This window comes from Nocardioides sp. NPDC127514, assembly GCF_040302125.1.
GTDB lineage: Bacteria > Actinomycetota > Actinomycetes > Propionibacteriales > Nocardioidaceae > Nocardioides.
Genome location: NZ_JBEORF010000001.1, coordinates 218,848 through 236,457, shown reverse-complemented (window position 1 = coordinate 236,457; position 17,610 = coordinate 218,848). Strand labels below are relative to the sequence as shown.

At 70.2% G+C, this 17,610-nt stretch carries 16 protein-coding genes; 11 read left to right on the top strand and 5 right to left on the bottom strand.

Annotated elements, in window-relative coordinates; genetic code table 11:
• Positions 1 to 24 precede the first annotated feature (24 nt).
• Positions 25 to 1,290, bottom strand: coding sequence for an MFS transporter (locus ABTX24_RS01155; protein WP_350836826.1), 1,266 nt, complete (start codon positions 1,288 to 1,290; stop codon positions 25 to 27).
• A gap of 161 nt (positions 1,291 to 1,451) precedes the next feature.
• Positions 1,452 to 1,625 carry a hypothetical protein gene (locus ABTX24_RS01150; RefSeq protein WP_160025706.1) on the bottom strand — a complete coding sequence of 58 codons (174 nt, stop codon included), beginning with the start codon at positions 1,623 to 1,625 and terminating at the stop codon, positions 1,452 to 1,454.
• Between the two features lie 468 nt (positions 1,626 to 2,093).
• Between ABTX24_RS01150 and ABTX24_RS01145 the strand changes: the two genes are divergently transcribed.
• The 10 genes from ABTX24_RS01145 (at position 2,094) to ABTX24_RS01100 (ending at position 15,130) form a co-directional block, all read left to right on the top strand.
• Complete coding sequence (locus tag ABTX24_RS01145) at positions 2,094 to 2,354, top strand: hypothetical protein (protein WP_350713473.1); 261 nt, start codon at positions 2,094 to 2,096, stop codon at positions 2,352 to 2,354.
• 39 nt (positions 2,355 to 2,393) lie between these two features.
• Positions 2,394 to 3,641, top strand: coding sequence for a hypothetical protein (locus ABTX24_RS01140; RefSeq protein WP_350836824.1), 1,248 nt, complete (start codon positions 2,394 to 2,396; stop codon positions 3,639 to 3,641).
• Entirely contained in the window at positions 3,638 to 6,361 is a 2,724-nt protein-coding gene (locus tag ABTX24_RS01135) for an ATP-binding protein (RefSeq protein ID WP_350836822.1), read from the top strand. Before ABTX24_RS01140 ends, ABTX24_RS01135 begins: the two co-directional genes overlap by 4 nt.
• Entirely contained in the window at positions 6,361 to 8,493 is a 2,133-nt protein-coding gene (locus ABTX24_RS01130; protein WP_350836820.1) for a hypothetical protein, read from the top strand. Before ABTX24_RS01135 ends, ABTX24_RS01130 begins: the two co-directional genes overlap by 1 nt.
• Positions 8,493 to 9,023 carry a hypothetical protein gene (locus tag ABTX24_RS01125; RefSeq protein WP_350836818.1) on the top strand — a complete coding sequence of 177 codons (531 nt, stop codon included), beginning with the start codon at positions 8,493 to 8,495 and terminating at the stop codon, positions 9,021 to 9,023. The genes ABTX24_RS01130 and ABTX24_RS01125 overlap by 1 nt, the downstream gene beginning before the upstream one ends.
• 5 nt (positions 9,024 to 9,028) lie before the next feature.
• On the top strand, positions 9,029 to 10,972 hold the full coding sequence (locus ABTX24_RS01120; RefSeq protein ID WP_350836816.1) for a peptidoglycan DD-metalloendopeptidase family protein: 1,944 nt from the start codon (positions 9,029 to 9,031) through the stop codon (positions 10,970 to 10,972).
• A 68-nt stretch (positions 10,973 to 11,040) separates the two neighbouring features.
• Entirely contained in the window at positions 11,041 to 12,081 is a 1,041-nt protein-coding gene (locus tag ABTX24_RS01115; protein ID WP_350836814.1) for an AMP-binding protein, read from the top strand.
• Positions 12,078 to 13,046 (top strand): o-succinylbenzoate synthase, encoded by a 969-nt coding sequence (locus ABTX24_RS01110; protein ID WP_350836812.1) that lies wholly within the window; start codon positions 12,078 to 12,080, stop codon positions 13,044 to 13,046. Before ABTX24_RS01115 ends, ABTX24_RS01110 begins: the two co-directional genes overlap by 4 nt.
• 99 nt (positions 13,047 to 13,145) lie before the next feature.
• Positions 13,146 to 14,750, top strand: coding sequence for a 2-succinyl-5-enolpyruvyl-6-hydroxy-3-cyclohexene-1-carboxylic-acid synthase (gene menD, locus ABTX24_RS01105; protein ID WP_350836810.1), 1,605 nt, complete (start codon positions 13,146 to 13,148; stop codon positions 14,748 to 14,750).
• A gap of 35 nt (positions 14,751 to 14,785) precedes the next feature.
• Entirely contained in the window at positions 14,786 to 15,130 is a 345-nt protein-coding gene (locus tag ABTX24_RS01100) for a hypothetical protein (protein WP_350836808.1), read from the top strand.
• Between the two features lies 1 nt (position 15,131).
• Here the strand turns inward: ABTX24_RS01100 and ABTX24_RS01095 are convergent, their stop codons facing one another.
• Genes ABTX24_RS01095 through ABTX24_RS01085 form a run of 3 tightly spaced genes read right to left on the bottom strand, consistent with a single transcriptional unit; the run spans position 15,132 to position 16,542 of the window.
• Positions 15,132 to 15,701 (bottom strand): TIGR03086 family metal-binding protein, encoded by a 570-nt coding sequence (locus ABTX24_RS01095; protein WP_350836806.1) that lies wholly within the window; start codon positions 15,699 to 15,701, stop codon positions 15,132 to 15,134.
• A complete protein-coding gene (locus tag ABTX24_RS01090; protein WP_350836804.1) occupies positions 15,698 to 16,186 on the bottom strand; it encodes an SRPBCC family protein in 489 nt (162 codons plus the stop codon). Before ABTX24_RS01090 ends, ABTX24_RS01095 begins: the two co-directional genes overlap by 4 nt.
• Complete coding sequence (locus ABTX24_RS01085; protein WP_350836802.1) at positions 16,183 to 16,542, bottom strand: ArsR/SmtB family transcription factor; 360 nt, start codon at positions 16,540 to 16,542, stop codon at positions 16,183 to 16,185. Before ABTX24_RS01085 ends, ABTX24_RS01090 begins: the two co-directional genes overlap by 4 nt.
• Positions 16,543 to 16,754: 212 nt before the next feature.
• Here ABTX24_RS01085 and ABTX24_RS01080 point away from each other — a divergent pair, with 212 nt between their 5' ends.
• Entirely contained in the window at positions 16,755 to 17,585 is an 831-nt protein-coding gene (locus ABTX24_RS01080) for a GH25 family lysozyme (RefSeq protein WP_160025691.1), read from the top strand.
• Positions 17,586 to 17,610: the final 25 nt, after the last annotated feature.

Sequence of the window (17,610 nt, the reverse complement as noted above, 5' to 3'; positions counted from 1 at the left end):
GGAACTGCCCCGACCGCGAAGGCGCTACGCCGGCGCGGGGACGGGCTGGGTCTGTCGGGCGAGGTAGCGCTCGGCGGCGCGGGCGGAGGGGTGGACGCCGATCGCGGCGATGACGATGATCCCGGCGATGATGGCCCAGCCGAGGTGGCCGAGCTCCATGGCCAGGAAGGTGTACGCCGCAGGGGCCCAGACGGTGCCGAGGGTGTAGCCGACCTGGGCGGCACCCTGGTAGTCGCCACGGTGCTCCGGGTCGGAGAGGTCGGCGATGAGGCCCCACTCGCCGGCGGACTGGAAGAGCTCGGCGCCGGTGACGGTCACGTGGCCGATCCAGACGAGGGCGATCGTGATCAGGCCGACGGTGTCGTGGGTGACCGCGATGATCGCGCAGGAGGCCAGGAAGCAGAGTGCGCCGCGGCGCTGGGCCTTGAGGGAGGTCGTCACGTCGGTGACGCCACGGGCGGCGATGACCTGCAGCCCGACGGCCATGACGGTGTTGGTGCCGAACAGCCACGCCAGCAGTACGCGTGGGGCGTCGGTCTCCTGGACCAGCCACAGCGGGATGACGACATTGAGCAGGACCTGATGGGTGCCCAGCACGCCGTCGAAGAAGGTCGTCGCGAGGAACGCGCGGTTGCGCAGGGCGCCGAGGCGGTCGCGTACGTCCGGCTTCAGGTCACCGGGCGAGGCAGCGGCGGCGAGGCGGGGGAGGCGCGAGATCCAGTAGGCGTTGACCAGCAGCACCACGGCGGTCAGCACCGGGATGGCCTTGATCAGGGTGTTCGAGTCGGCGGCCAGGGCGAGACCGCTGGCCAGCGCGCCGAGCGTGTAGCCGACGTTGCGGGCAGCACGCATGTAGGCGAACGAGCGGACCCGGGTCGCTGCGGGGAAGACCGAGATCCGGTAGGCGTCACGGCCCGACTTCTGCCAGGAGGACGCGAGCGCGAGGAGCACCTCGACGGCGACGTACGCGGCGAAGTTGCCGACCAGCACCCAGGCGCCGAACAGCAGCGCCTGGAGGACGGCACCGGCGATCCAGCTGAACCGGGTGCCGAGACGATCCGCGAGTCGGCCCAGGGGGACGGCGAACAAGAAGGTTGCAGCGCCCGCGATCGTGAGACCGAGGCCGACCTGTGCGGCGGAGAGGCCGACGATCTGGGTGAAGAAGACCGCCGAACCGGTGAGAAAGGTGCCTTCGGCGAACGCAGAGAGCACCGACTGGTACGACATCGCCCGGATGAGCGGGTCGTCTGAGAGGACCTTGTCCCTCAACCGGATGAAGTGAGGGGACAAGACGACTCCAAACTATCTTGACATCGAGACAAGCGCAGTCTTGTCATCGCCTGGTTCGACGTCAAACAGTTTTCTGTGCTGAACGGTCCCCAAACCGGGCAGCGAGGAAAAAGGAGTCCATCGCGCCGACGCCCGTGCGTCGGCGTAGGTTGCGGCCGAGGTCAGCGGGTGGAGCCCTCGATCGTGCCGATCACGCCGCCGAAGACGTCGGTGGTGACGCCCCAGATGCCGCCGGCGATTGCGGAGATCGTGCTGGTCAGCCCTTGCGGATCGGTGAACAGCCAGAACCCGACGAACAGGGCGCCGATGACGATGAAGATCTTCTTCTTGTCCATGTGAGCTCGTCCTCCCGAGAAATCCGATTGAATGTGGAGTGAATTCGCGAATCCGGACGCAAGCGCGCGAAACTCGCGAGGTTGCTCCGGGATATAGATTCCCCGAAGTTAGCCTCCCCTCGCAAGAATACGGCGAAGGAGACCGCTGAGCGGGACAGTGTCGTGCGCAGCGGTCCGGTGGGCGGCATGACGTCCGGGTGACGCGGTCCATCGAGTGCTGGTACGCGCGCGGTGTGCACGTGTCGTCAGGTGGAACGAGGTGCGCTACGGCGGTCTGGCGACTACGCTCGTCTCACATGGCGGTGGCGTTTGTCCAGAATGCCGATGCCCGGGAGTTTGCGTCAGCCCGCGGGAGGGGCAAGGCGCCCCCACCCACCGGTGCCGCATGGGGCTGCGCCGGCCGGGACAACCGAATACTTCCGGACGGATCCGGCAACCACACCTCACCTCGGGAAAGGGAGCAGAACAATGGCACCGCACCAGTTGATTCAGACACAAGCCGCCGAGTATGGCACCGGCGGCTTGGCAGAGTGGATCACCGACAACATCATCACGCTGGTCGTCCTCATCTTGGGCGTCACGGTCCTGTGGGCTGCCCGCAGCGGCAACATCTCGAAGGCCGTCACGATCGTCGGTGGCCTGATCATCGGTCTCGGCGTCCTCGGCCTGGCCGTGGGCAACAACGCCACGGACCTCGGTCAGTGGATGGCTGGTCTCTTCAAGGGGTGAACCCGGTCCCGTTAGCTAACCCAGGGAGGGATCTCGGGGATGAGGCTGCCTGACGACGACGAGCTGTACGAGGTCGACCAGACCTATCTCGGTCCCCCTCGTCGCTACATCGGGGAGATGCGTTATCGCACCATCTTCCTCTTTCTGGTGATCGCACCATTGACGCTTGTGCTGCTGCGCAAGCTCGGCATGCCGGTGACGCTGCTCAGCATGGGGCTGTGGCTGATCGGCGCCTCCTACCTCTCGATGAAGGCCTCCGACTACATCAGCTCGGAGAGCTCGGCCGGCGCCTGGCTGATGACCTTCTGGCACGAGCTGACCACGCCGCGCGTGGAGACCAGCGCCCAGTACGCAGGCGGCGCGGCGGTCGCCTTCCGGCACGCCACGAGCCCTCGTGGCGGCTGGGCGAAGGCCATGCGACGGCCCGGCCGGCGGTTCGCGCAGCAGCCGGGCGCCACACCCTCGCCGAGGTTGCTGGAGGCGACGGTCGTCGCCTCGACCCCGAGCGTCCAGACCCGCGTCCAGACCCAACCGGTGCGCGGCAAGGCCGCGCCCGTGCGGCCGGTGATCGAGGCGAAGGTCGTCGAGGAGCCGCTCCCGGCACACCTCTCGGTCCAGCCCGAGGCTCAGCCTGCGAGGCAGCAGCACGCCACCGGCGTACGTCCGGCGAAGGGTGGCTGGTCGAGCCGGCCGTCCTCCTCGCCGCGTGAGCCCCGCGACGTTCCGTGGAAGGGCGGTGCGCCATGGCAGGCCCGGCAGGAGCCGGAGCAGCCCGTGTCGCGCCCGCAGCCGTCCCCCGAGCCGACCGAGCCGAAGACTCAGGCCGCTCCGCCCGCTCCGCCCGCGCCCCCGGCTCCGGCTGCTGAGACCTCCGCTGCACCGCCGCCTCCGCCCCCGGCGCAGTCTGCACCGCGCACTGCGCCACCCCCACCACCTCCTCCGCCACCGCCTGCGACGGCCCCGGCGGCCCAACAGCCTGCCCCGACGACCGAACCGAAGTCCGAACCGGAGCCTGCGCCTGAGCCGGCACCCAAGGCCGCTCGGCTGCCGCTCTCGCACGCGGTCAGGCCGGCAGTGGTGATCGCACCGGAGCCACTGTTCGACGACGTCGACGAGTGGGACGACGCCGACCAATGGGACGACTTCGACGATGCGCCCTCGGGAGGTACCCGTCCCAGGGACAATCAGGACGAGCGGGTGGTGCCTGACGGGCGCCCGCAGAGTGTGGACGACTACCGCAAGCGCCTCGACGGCGACGACGCACCCAACGACGGAGGAACCGCATGAGGCGGCCGCGAACGGAGCGGGCCTACGGGCCTGGCTTCGAGAAGCCCAAGCCGGGACGCAAGAGCGTCTTCGGCCGGGGCGGCGACGACTCGAAGGGCGTCCGTGAGCCCAGAGGCGACAAGTGGGCGCTGGAGGAGGTGCGTGGTCACCTGACCTTCACCAGCGACCGCATCATCGCCTGGTACCTCGCCGAGCCTCAGACCTGGTCGTTCCGCGCCCACTCCGACCTCGAGGCCCTGATCACCGACCAGGCGAGCCAGCTGGCCGACCTGGTCGGCAACACGGTCCACGGCCGGGTCACCACCCGCCCCTATCCCGTACGTCACTGGGCGCACGCCGCGTTCGCCAACGCTCCCGACCCGCAGCCCGGGTTCGAGGAGATGATGGCGCGCAACCAGGCCCACATGGCCGCCCACAGCCAGGCCGACAAGCTCGTCTACTACGGCGTCGACCTCGGCCGTCGCGACGCGACGGTGCGGACGCTGGCGAAGTTCTCCGCCGGCGCCGCCGAGCGCGAGATGGCTGCGATCAGCGAGCGCCTCGACACGGTCAACCGCGTGATGTCGCGCCCGGGCTTCTCGGCGCGGCCGGCGGTCGGTCACGACATGGAGTGGATGATCGCCCGTTCGCTCTCCCTGGGCGCCAAGATCCCGGTGCCCGAGCCGGGCGAGGCCCAGCAGAACTTCCTCGACACCGACGACATGGCCGAGTGGTTCGAGTCGGTCGCCTGGTCGGCAGAGCCGCTGGCACCGACCGTGCAGGTCACCAGCAGCATCGGTGGCCGCCAGGAGACCAGCCACGTGTGCGTGCTGACGGTCTCCCGGATCGGTGACATCGAGGTCCCGGAGACCCACGCGCCGTGGATGGCGAAGACGGACGCCCTCGGCTTCCCGGTGGAGTGGTCGTTCCGGGTCGAGCCCCGCTCGCCGGAGGACGTCTCCCGCGAGATGGCGTCGCTGACCCGCCGCATCGACGGCCAGGTCAGCCACTGGTCCGAGGACCACGGCAAGCGGCCTCCCAAGCAGCTCTCCCGTCAGGCCGGCCGGGCCGCCGACGTCGAGGACGAGATGCGCTCGGAGTTCACGGGCCTGTCCACCCGGACCAGGGGCTGGTACCGGATCGCCGTCACCGGCCGCAGCGAGGCGGAGGCGCTCGACAAGGCGCAGAAGGTGGTCGACCTCTATCGGCCCCAGATCAAGATCACCCGCCAGCTGGGGCAGTATCACCTGGCTCGCGAGTTCGTCCCGGGCGAGCCGCTCGCCTCGACCGCGCATGCCCGGAAGTTCCCGGTGCTCAAGGTCGCCGCCGGGCTGCCGGCGGTCACCGCCGAGGTCGGTGACAAGCGAGGGTTCTACCTCGGCGAGACCTCAGCGATGGCGTCCCGGGCCGTGCTGATGGACCCGTGGTACCTCACCGAGGTCATGGAGCAGGCCGGCCTGATCCCGCTGGTCGGCACGCCCGGTTCCGGAAAGTCGACCCTGATGGGCGTCGTCATCTACATGTCGATCCTGTCCGGCATCCACGGCGTCGCCATGGACCCGGCCGGCCGACTGCAGCGGCTGATGACGCTGCCCGAGATCGGCGGCGGCATCTTCAACGGCCAGCAGGTGCCAGCACGCGCCCGCAGCGTGGACGTCCTCGGCGGCCGCCCGGGAAGCCTGTCGCCGTACGCCGTCGTCCCCGACCCCAACCCGGAGCTGATCCGGGCCGAGGCGATGTCGGACCACGAGTTCGCCGAGCGGCTCCACCGGGAGCGGTCGGCCGCCGTGCAGCAGCGCCGCGACCTGACCGTCTCGGTGCTCCGCTCCTGCCTCCCGGTCGGACTGGCCAACAACGAAGAGGTGCTCAAGCGCATCCGCGCCCGTGTCATGGAGGCGCAGGCCGACCGCGGCGCCGACACCTCGACGATCGTGAAGATGCTCTTCGAGGGCGACGGTGGCGACCACGAGATCGGCCGCGAGCTCGCCGCCGCCCGCGAGCGTGAGCTCGGCCGCCTCTTCTTCGGCAACGACTTCCTCCAGTCCGACGAGGAGCTGAAGGGCACGCCGTTCACCTTCTACAACCTCAAGGGACTCAACACCCCGCCGGAGCACGTGCCGCGCGAGGAGTGGAGCGCCGAGGAGCAGATGGCGCGCCCGATCATGACGCTCGCCGCCTGGTCCGCGCTGCACCTGATCTACCGCAGCGACCCCAACGAGCGGAAGCTGTTCGCGCTCGACGAGGCCCACGAGGTCACCCAGGCCTCCGGCGGCACCGGTCGTGCCCTCGTCCACAAGCTCTCCAGCGACTCCCGCAAGAACAACTGTGCCGCGCTGGTCTCGACCCAGAACGCCTCCGCGATCCTGGGCTCCGACATCAACAACTTCGTCGGGGCGGCCTTCGTGGGACGTACGCAGGACGAGAGCGCCCAGCGTGACGCGCTCAAGCTGCTCGGCAAGCCCGAGGGGCTCGGCTACGAGGCGATCCTGGCGCGGCTCTCGCCGCGCACCAGGCGCGGCGACGAGCAGCTCGGCTACCGCGAGTTCATCTACCGCGACGGCCTCGGTGGCGACACCGGTCACGGCGGTATGGAGATCATCAAGGTCACCCTCAACCATCACCCGGGTCTGCAGGAGGCGCTCAACACCACCGCCGACCCCACCCGCCGCGTCAGTCGAGCCATCGGCGGCGAGCCGGTCGATCTCGCCACGTCTGAGCTTTCCGGGGATGGGATCGGCTGATGCAGCCGCGCTCCGCTCACCACAGGACACCCCTGCGCCGTAGGGCGGCTGCCCTCGTCGTACTCGTGGTTGCTCTGCTGTCCGTCGCCGGGCCGGCGGCGGCAGCGGGGCCGAAGGGGATCGACATCCCGATCCCGTTCGATCCGACGGGTGGCCTCTCGGGTGTGAGCGACGCGTGCAACAACCTGGACGCGCCGATGCCGGCCTCTCCTTACGGGGATGGCAGCTTCATCGTGCGGATGACGGCGTTGGGGGCGGCGTCGAAGGCGGGGACGCAGCTGAACGATCCGAAGGAGATCAACGACGAGCTGGATCCGTTCCGCAACAAGGACGAGGTCTCGCTGGAGTCGGCCTACGGGACCACGCCGCAGTGGTGGACCTACGACAACGGGTGCACGGGGCAGTTCGTGGCGGGGGCGGGGACCTCGATCGGCAACATCATGTTGGAGATCTCGGGGATCCTGCCGAACTGGTCGCATGCGTTGTTGAACGCGGTGATCGGTGAGAACTCCTTCCTCAAGGCGTTGGACGACCCGATCGTGGCGGCCTCGGAGGCGGTCACCAACGGGGTGTGGGCGCCGTGGGTGAGCGTGGTGTTGTTGCTGGTGGCGGCGACGGTGATGATCCGGGCGCGTGATGGCCGGTTCGCGCGGGCGGTCACGGCGGCGGGTTGGGCGCTGGGCGTGCTGGTGGTGACCTCGTGGCTGATCCAGTATCCGGTGGAGTCGACCAAGCTGGTCGATGACGGGGTCCGGTCGGCGACGGGGATGATCGCGACCGGGTTCAACGACGGTCGTACGGTGCCCGGGGTCAACGACGACAAGTTCGGTGAGACCGATGCGGTCGAGGCCGTGGACGGCCAGATGGACGAGGTGGTGCGGTCGACGCAGTACCGCACCTGGCTGGCCGGCGCCTTCGGCGACCCGGACTCGGCTACCGCGAAGACGTACGGGCCGCGGGTGTTCCGGTCCACGCACTTCTCCTGGCAGGAGTACGACACCTATCGCAAGGATCCCAACGGCGAGGGCAAGAAGGTCTTGGAGGCCAAGCAGGACGCCTTCAAGGAGCACGCCGAGGCGGTCAAGAAGTCCGATCCGGTGGCGTATGAGTACTTCAAGGGTGAGCACTGGTCGCAGCGGGCGACCACGGCGTTGGTGAACCTGGCCGTGGTCGTGGTGGTGTGTGGGTTCCTGCTGGTGGCCGGGCTGGCGATCTTGTTGTCGTTCGCGTTGATCCGGTTGATCGTGCCGTTCGCGCCGGCGGCGGGGGTGTTGTTCATGTTGGACCACACCCGGGACGCGGCGGTGGCGATGCTGAAGCGGGTGGTGGGTCCGTTGGTGATGGGCCCGATCTACTTCCTGGTCGCGTTGTTGCTGCTGCGGCTGGACTCGGCGATCTTGACCTCGACGATGTGGTTCGTGCTGAAGCTGGGGCTGATCGCGGTGCTGACCGTGCTGGCCTGGCGCCTGACCCGACCGGCCGCCTACGGGATCCCACTGCCGGGCATGGGCCGGCTCACCTCGATGCTCTCCTCGTACGTCGGCACCCGGGCGGGCGCCGAGGCCGGTGTCAGCGACGCGAACGCCGACCGTCCGCCCGTCCCCGGCGGTGGCCCGGCAGGCACCGGATCGGTCTCGAGCCCCGGCGGTGTCTACATGCCCGGACACGAGCTGACCGGCAGGCGACCGACGTTGGTCGCCGAGCAGGTGCCCAACCAGGCTCCGGTGTCGGCCGCCGGAGCGCTGGGCGCCGCGGCGAGCGCGAGCGCCACACCGACGTACGCCCTGGGGTCCTCGATGAGCGGCGAGGAAGGCGAGCGGGTGGCCGGCCAGTGGTTCGACTCGCGCTCCGTCGAGCGCGACGAGCCGTCCTTCCGCGACGAGTCCCGCCCTGGGTTCGCCGCCGGGCAGGTCTACAACAACGACCGTCCCGAGGCGCCGAGCCCGGTGGACTACACCGCAGGCGCCTACGCCGACCGCGAGCCGGAGCCACCGCGACAGTCGCCGGTGGCGGAGGCCAACGTGGACTACGACGCCGACGGCAACGCGGTCTTCGTCATCTACTCACCGAACGGGAACCGCTCGGTGCCCGTCGACAACGGTCCGAGCTGGTCTGAAGGAGGAGCCCGGTAGTGCGGTCGACAACGACGCGTGGTGTGCTGTGGGAGGTCATCGCGCCGGTGCTGAGGTGGCCCATGAGGTCGCCGTTCCGGTTCTTCTCGGTGGTTGTCGGCATCGTCTTCGTCATCTGGCTCATCGCCCAGTGGAGCGACGCTCCCGACGCCGAGCCGGCCGCCCAGCCCGAGCGGGGTTCCGCGTCGGCGCAGCAGAGCGCCTCCGCGACCGGCTCGCCGGCCCCCGTCCCGGACCCGACACCTTTGGCGACCAAGTTCGTCGCCGCCTGGGCCCGTCCCGACCTGACCACCGACGAATGGTGGGCCGGGATCAACGCCGCCCGCCCCGACGAGTCGCTGGCCCAGGCCCTGGGCACCACCGACCCGGCGACCGTGCCGGCGACCAAGGTGGTCGGCCCCGCGAAGGTGCTCGAGCAGACCGACGGTGAGGCACGCGTCGAGGTCACCACGGATGGCCCCAAGGTCATCGTCTACCTGACGCTGGTCGACAACGTCTGGTACGTCGCGAACATTCTTCCGGGGGGATGAGACCGATGTGGATCTTCAAGGCGCGTCTGATCTGGGGGATCGTGGCCGGGGCGGCCACGCTCGTCCTGGTGGTCACGGGTGCCTTGGTGATCCTCATCGGTGGCCTGGCGAGCACCGAGCAGAGCACCCAGGACCAGGCCGAGTCGGGCTGTATCGGCGGGACCAACGCGATCCAGGCCGGCAACCTCGGGCCGGACGGTGAGATCCCGGAGGGCAGCATCGCCGGGTTCAACACCGAGCAGATCCAGAACGCCCGGACCATCGTGGCGGTCGGCAAGCAGTCCGGTGTGCCCGCCTACGGATGGGTGATCGCGCTCGCGACCGCGATGCAGGAGAGCACCCTGCGCAACCTGAACTACGGCGACCGCGACTCGCAGGGTCTCTTCCAGCAGCGCCCGGTCTCCGGTTGGGGGTCGGTCGCGGACATCACGAACCCGGTCAAGTCCGCCCAGGCGTTCTACGGCGTGGCCACCCACACCGGCAACACCGGGCTCCTGGACATCCCGGGCTGGCGCAAGATGCAGGTCACCGCGGCGGCGCAGGCGGTGCAGCGCTCGGCGTTCCCGCTGGCGTACGCCCAGCACGAGGACGAGGCGCGAGCCCTCGTCGCCGCGCTCGCCGACGGGGTCTCGGCCGCCGACCTGACGGCCACCGCGACCGACGTGGCCTGCACGATCGGCATGGCCGGGATCAGCACCAGCGTCGTACGTCCCATCCAGGCCGGCCTCGCGGTAGACAACGACAACTACGGCAACTCCGGCTCCAACTGGGCCAACATGCACACCGGCAACGACTACTCCTCGCCGTGCGGCACGCCCGTGCAGGCGGCCCACGGCGGCACCATCGTGATCGAGTCGGGCGGCAGCTGGGGCTGGTCGGGACGCTGGCTGGTGAAGGTGCAGACGGCGCCCGGCAACCTGACCACGTGGTACGGCCACATGCAGTCGCTCTCGGTGGCCGCGGGGCAGACGGTGAAGGCCGGCCAGGTCATCGGGCAGGTCGGCAGCGAGGGCAACTCGACCGGCTGCCACCTCCACTTCGAGGTGCACCCGCACGGCGGCGGCTACCTGCAGGACCAGGTGGACCCGGCGGCCTGGCTGGACAAGAACATCGGCAAGACCCTCGAGACGACCAAGCAGGTCGCCGGGCTGCCCGGTGCGGGGCAGGTCGGCGCCTCCCCGGCCGCCGTCTCCGGCCCGCAGGTGCGCCTGGCGCAGGCCAACATCAAGGTCTCGATGTCCAGCTCGAGGTACCGCTCCGACCTGGCCGAGGTCATGAAGCACGGACCCGACTTCGTCTCCCTGAACGAGGCCCAGTCACGGTCGGTCTCCGACCTCTCGGTGCGCGGCTACGGCACCTATCGCGCCTCGGCGGACGAGTACGGCACCCGGAGCCAGGCTCTCAGTCCGGTCGTCATGTGGCGTACCGACCGCTGGGTCGCGGTCGACAAGGGCACCGTCCAGCTCACCAAGCCGGTCACCGGCGTCAAGAACGACAACAGGTACGCCACCTGGGTGGTCCTCGCCAGCAGCGACGGCTCCGGGCGCATCTCGGTGATCTCGACCCACACGATGACCTCGCCCGCCAACAGCCCGCAGGCGCGTAAGAACGAGGCCCAGCGCGGCTTCGCGAAGCTCGCCGGACTGGCTCAGGGGCTGCAGAAGTACGGCCCGGTCCTCGTCGCCGGCGACCTCAACTCGCCCTACCCGCGCAACGGCGGCGACGGCGATCCGTGGGGCCCGAAGCCGTTGATGACCAAGGCCGGGATGACCTCCTCCTTCGAGACCCTGGGCGCGCCTCCGCAGGGCTGGGCCACCCACGACGGCGGCGGCACGATCGACTGGCTCCTCGGCTCGAGCGCCACCGCCACTCCCACCCGCCACGCCACGTTCAAGCTGGAGTCCGACCACCACGGCCTCGTCGGCGACTTCAACATCCGCGGCCAGTAGCGCGCCGACGCGTGTTACAGCCGACGGCCGCCCGCGAACCCCCGCACCGCAGGAGATAGCGTTGGGGTGTGGACGACGTGGTGGTACGGGCTGAGAAGACCGTCGCCGCGATGGCCGAGTGGCTCGCCGGAGGCGGGCCGGAGCACTGGGTCGTGGAGACCTCGGGCTCGACGGGCAAGCCCAAGCGGGTGATGCTCTCCCGAGCGGCCGTGAAGGCGTCCGCAGCGGCATCGGCGCGGCGCGTCGGGGCGAGCGGGCAGTGGCTGCTGACGCTGCCGGAGTCGTACGTCGCCGGGGCCAACGTGATCGCCCGCTCGCTGCTTGCGGGGTTCGAGCCGGTGATCGCCGCCGCCCACGAGTCCTTCGCCGAGGCCGCGGCGGCGATGGCGGACGGGCCTCGGTTCGTGTCGATGGTGCCGACCCAGCTGCACCGGATCATCGAGTCGGGCGGTGACGACCTGGCCGCGCTGGCCGGCTTCCACACGCTGCTGCTCGGCGGTGGTCCGATCGACCCGTCGCTGCGGGCCCGTGCCGAGAACGCTGGGGTCGACGTCGTCGCCACCTATGGCTCGGCCGAGACCTGTGGCGGGTGTGTCTACGACGCGATGCCGCTGGACGGGGTGGGGATCGCGATCGGCACCGACGGCCGGGTCCGGATCAGCGGACCGATGCTCTTCGACGGCTATCAGGGCGATCCCGAGCAGACCGCGAACTCCCTGGTGGACGGCTGGTTCCTCACCTCCGACGCCGGCACCCTGGACGAGGACGGCCGGCTCCGGATCCTCGGCCGTCTCGACGACATGGTGATCTCCGGCGGCGTGAAGGTCCCGGCGGCGCTCGTCGCCAGGCGGCTCCGCGAACACCCGGACGTCGAGGCCGCGGAGGCCCTCGGCACTCCCGACGACGAGTGGGGCCAGCGCCTGGTCGCCTTCGTCGTCGGCGACATCGACGCCGGCACCGTCCGCGAGTGGGTCGCCGCTGAGCATCCCCGCTCCTGGGCGCCGCGACAGGTCGTCGCGCTCGACGCGATCCCGCTCCTCGGCAACGGCAAGCCCGACCGGCAGGCTCTGCTCGCACTGGCGACGACCGACGACGCGGAGGCACGATGACCGACCAAGGCCATGTCTTCGCCCTTCCGATGACGACTCGCTTCCGGGGGATCACCGAGCGCGAGGGCCTCGTCTTCGAGGGCGCCGGGGGATGGGGCGAGTGGTCGCCGTTCCTCGACTACGACACCCCCGAGATCGAGCCTTGGCTGCGCTGCGCCGAGGAGGCGGCCGCGGGGGACTGGCCGACGCCCGTACGTGAGACCGTGCCCGTCAACGCCACCGTTCCGGCGGTCGGCCCCGAGCGCGCCCACGAGATCGTGACCCGCTCCAGGTGCGCGACCGCCAAGGTCAAGGTCGCCGACCCGGGCCAGAGCCTGGCCGACGACATCGCCCGCGTCGAGGCGGTCCGGGACGCCCTCGGCCCCGCCGGCAACGTGCGCATCGATGTCAACGGTCTCTGGACGGTCGACCAGGCGCTCGCCGCGATCGGCGTGCTCGACAGGGCCGCGGGCGGGCTCGAGTACGTCGAGCAGCCCTGCGCCACGGTCGAGGAGCTCGCTGACGTACGCCGCAAGGTCGATGTCCCGATCGCCGCGGACGAGTCGATCCGGCGGGCCGCGGACCCCTATCGCGTACGCGACCTCGAGGCCGCCGACGTGGCGGTGCTGAAGGTGCAGCCGCTCGGCGGCGTACGCGCCTGTCTGCGGATCGCCGAGGACATCGGGCTGCCATGCGTGGTCTCGTCGGCGCTGGAGACCTCGGTCGGGATGGCCGCCGGGATCGCGCTCGCCGCGGCGCTGCCTGAGCTGCCCTACGCCTGTGGGCTCGGCACGGTCTCGATGTTCACCGAGGACATCGCCGCGTCGCCGCTCCTCCCGTCCGGCGGCGTCCTGCCCGTACTGACTGCCTCGCCCGCACCCGAGCGCCTGCTCGCCGATCGGGCGCTGCAGGCGACCCCGGAGCGCGCGGAGTTCTGGCGCAAGCGTCTGGCCGACGTGCGTGCCTACCGGGGAACGCTTCGGTGAGTCGACCACTTTCCCGCCATGGCGGGATTCTGCGCGGTGCCCGTCGCCCTGGTTGCCGCATTTCCCCGCCATGGCGGGAAAATGCCCCGAGGAGGATGAATGCCAACAGCTACTGAGCTCGCCCGGGCGGTCGTCACCGCGCTCCTCGAGGCGCGGGTCACCGACATCGTCATCGCGCCCGGATCGCGCAACGCGCCGCTGTCGTTCGCCGTTCTCGACGCTTCGCGAGCGGGGCTGGTACGTCTGCACACCCGGATCGATGAGCGCTCGGCCGGCTTCTTCGCGCTCGGCCTGACCAAGGTCGGCTCGCGCGCGGCGGTGATGTGCACCTCCGGCACCGCGGTCGCCAACCTGCATCCGTCGGTGCTCGAGGCCGCTCACGCCGGGGTGCCCCTGGCCGTCGTCACGGCCGACCGGCCGGCGCGGCTCCGGGAGACGGGCGCCAACCAGGTCACCGACCAGGTCGGCATCTTCGGTCTGCTGGTTGCGACCCGCGACCTGGCCGACGCACCCGACGAGAACGACATCGCGGCGCTCGACTCCGCACGCGGCCCCGTCCACTGGAACATCCAGCTCGACGACCCGCTGACCCCGCCCGACCGCTGGCAGCCGGGGACCATCGAGGCCCGCCCGGCCCCGCCGCGCCCCGAGCTGATGATCCACGAGTCGATCCCGACCGGCCCCGGGACGCCGCGCACGGTCGTCGTCGCCGGTGACGACGCCGGCCCGCCGTCGCGGATCCTCGCCCAGGACGGCGGCTGGCCGCTGCTCGCCGAGCCCTCCTCGGGTGCGCGCACCGGCGACAACGCGCTGCGCTCCTACCGGCTGCTGCTCGAGTCACCGCTCGCCGAGCGGATCGAGCGGGTCGTCGTCTACGGCCACCCGACCCTCTCCCGGCCGGTCACCAACCTGCTCGCCCGCGCCGACATCGAGGTCATCGCGGCCCCGGTCGAGGGGGTCTGGCCCGCGCGCCCGTTCCGGGTCGACCGCGCGATCCGCACCCGGCTCCACGTCGAGGGCGAGCCCGACCCGGCGTGGCTGGAGGAGTGGCGCGAGGCCGACCGTGACCTCGGTCGTCAGGTGGACCGGCTGCTCCACGAGCAGCAGGAGATGACGGCGTACGACGTCGCCGGCTGTGTCGCCCGCGCCCTGCCCGACGGTGGGCTGCTGATGCTCGGCCCCTCGAATCCCGTACGCGACCTGGACCTGATGATGCGGCCCAACCGCGTCGGCGGGCGCCGGAAGGTGCTGGCCAACCGTGGCCTGGCCGGCATCGACGGCATCGTGTCGACGGCGATCGGCGCCGCGGTCGGCCGCGAGTCCTCGACGCGCGCGCTCGCGCTCATGGGCGACGTCACCTTCCTGCACGACGCCGGCGGTCTCCTGCTCGGTCCCGAAGAGGTCCGCCCGGACCTCACCATCGTCGTCGCCAACGACGACGGCGGCTCGATCTTCGCCTCTCTCGAGCAGGGTGCCGACGACTACGCCGACAGCTTCGAGCGCCTCTTCGGCACCCCGCACGGCACCTCCCTCGAAGCGCTCTGCGCCGCCCACCGCATCCCGCACCTCGCGGTCACCTCCGTGCCCGAGCTCGAAGCCGCCCTGGCCTCCCCGAACGGCGGCATCGAGGTCGTCGAGGCAGTGGTCTCGCGGGACGGCCGTCGAGAGCTCGACCTGGCGATCCGCGCGCTCGCCCGTTCCTGAGCCGCTGACCCGATCGGCCATGGCACAGTGTGCCCGTGACCGAACAGCCACAGTGGCCGGGCGTGGTGCCCTACGTCGAGTACTACACCGGCGCGAAGCGCATCCTGGTGCTCCACCTGACCAGCGGAAACAAGATGCTGGCGAACAACCCCGGCAAGCTGCCGCCGATCGCGAGCATCGACGGCCGGCAGTACGTCGTCTACTGGGGCACCGTGTCCTTCGAGATCCCCGCCGAGCGGGCCTGCCACGTCAGCGTCCACGTCGAGGGCGACTACATCCAGCAGGCCGCCACGATCTTGCTCTCACCCGGCGCGGAGCCGGTCCAGCTGACGTACGCGACCCACTACACCTCCGGCGTCGGCTCGCTGACGCTGTCCTGACTCAGGCCCGCCAGTACGGGTCTCGGCCGATGAAGCCGAGGAGCTGCTCCTGCGGAGTCGCATCAGCCGGGACGTCGACGCGAGGGCCGAACTGGCCCGAGGCACGCATGGCGTCCTCCATGGTCGCAGCGGCGGCCAGCATCGCCGCGGCACGCTCGGTACCGAGGTCGAAGTCGCGCCCGAGGGCGCGGGACATGTCCCAGGAGTGCATCCAGATGTCGGGGGTGTAGATCTCCGAGAGTGCGACGTCGAGCGGCTTGTCGCCCATGTGCGGGTTGGAGACCATCCGGCCGGCGGGGTCGTCGAAGAGCCCTTGGACGTCGGCAGTGTGGGTCTTCCAGGCGGCGACCGGGTCCGCAGCGATGTCGAGCGGCGCAAGATCCACCCCGGCCGACCCGCGGAGGAAGTCGCGTGGCCACTCGACCAGGTGAGTGACGACATCGAGCGCGGTCCACGCCGCCACCGGGCTGGGGCGGGCCCAGTCCTCGGGGGCGGCGGAGCCGACGATCTCGGCGAACCGGGCAGCGTCGTACGCGTGCTGCTCGCGCCTGCTCAGATCGGGGGAGCTCACGAGAGCTCCGCGAGGAGCTCGTCGAGCTGCTCGTAGCCCTGGAGGACGCCCTTCTCCATGCCGCTGGCCATGATCGCGGCCTGGGTCTCGAAGGACTCCACGACGCTGAGGCCGGTCAGTCGGGTGCGGCCGCCGGGGAGCGGCTCGAGGGTGAGGTACTCCAGCGAGGCTCCTTCGGGGGCGCCGCGCCAGGTGAAGGTCTGGACGATGCGCTCGTTCTCGCGCACCTCGTGGAAGCTCCCGAAGAACTGGGTGAACTCGTCGCCGTCGCGCTCGGCGGAGTAGGCCCAGGAGCCGCCGGTGCGGAAGTCCCAGGTGGTGATGTGCATGCCGACGTCGCGCGGGCCGAGCCACTTGGCGTACAGCTCCTTCTCGGCGTGGGCGCGGAAGACGAGCTCCGGGGGAGCGTCGAACTCGCGGACGATGGTGATCGTCGGGGTCTCCTTGGAGGCCTCGATCGTGGTCTCGTGCTTCGTGGTGGTCATGATGCGTCCTCTGCTCGTGTTGATTCTCGTGATGGCGTGCTTTCCTGCATCTCGGCCAGCAGTGCGTCCAAGCGCTGGTAGCGCTCCTCGGCCTGCTGCTGATATCTCTCGATCCACTTGGTCATGAGGTCGAACACCTCCGCTTCGAGACGTACGGGGGCGCGGCGCGACTCTCGGCTCACCAGGCCGGCGTCCTCGAGCACCTTGAGGTGCTTGGAGACCGCCTGGAGGCTGACGTCATAGGGCGCCGCCAGTTCGCCGACCGTCGCGTCGGCGGACGAGAGCCGGGCGACCAGGTCGCGCCGGGTCGGGTCCGCCAGGGCCGCAAAGACTCGGGAGAGTCTGTCCTCGCTCATCTCGTACTCCTCAACCATTTGGTTGATAACGAGGCTAGACTCCCCGCTCGACGATTGTCAACCGTTTGGTTGAGTAACTTGCTTACCGGAAAACATTCCCCGGGGGACATCGGTTGCGGCACCATGTTTCCCAGTCACGACGCTTCTCAGTGCATGTCTCCTCCTCGGGAAAGGCCCAGCCCATGAGTCCTTCGCGCCGCAGATCCATGAGAGTGACCGCGATTGCCGCCGGTCTCCTCCTCGCCCTCTCCCTCTCTCCGACCCAGTCCGCCGGCGCCGCCGAGAAGGACGACCGCCATCTCACCCAGAAGGCGCGGTCGCACGGTGTCACGATGGAGCACGGCGCGTACGTCGGCTGGTCGACGCCCGGCTCGAACGCCACGGGCGGCACCGCCAACGACGCCCCGATCACCGCGCAGGCGACCGTGAGCGGCATCGACGTCTCCGGCCACCAGGGCAACGTCGACTGGGCCTACTGGTGGGGTCAGGGGAAGCGGTTCGCCTACATCAAGGCAACCGAGGGCACCTACTACCGGAACAGCACCTACTTCCCGCAGCAGTACAACGGCTCCTACAACCAGGGCTTCATCCGCGGCGCCTACCACTTCGCCAACCCGTCCGACTCGGGCGGCGCGGCGCAGGCCGACTACTTCGTCAACAACGGCGGCGGCTGGTCGGCCGACGGGAAGACCCTTCCCGGGGTGCTCGACATCGAGTACAACCCCTACAGCGGCGGCACCTGCTACGGCCTCTCCCAGGCGTCGATGCGCTCGTGGATCGCGGCGTTCCTGGACCGCTACCGCGCCCGCACCGGGCGTGACGCGGTCATCTACACGACCACCGACTGGTGGACGACCTGCACCGGCAACACCTCGCAGTTCGCCAGCGCCCACCCGCTCTGGATCGCGCGCTACGCCAGCACGCCGGGCACCCTGCCCGCAGGCTGGGGCTACTACACGTTCTGGCAGTACACCTCGTCACCGCTGGACCAGAACACCTTCAACGGCGCGTACGAGCGCCTGCAGGCGCTCGCCCTGGGGTGAGTCCTCGTCGGGGGCGGACCCCCGG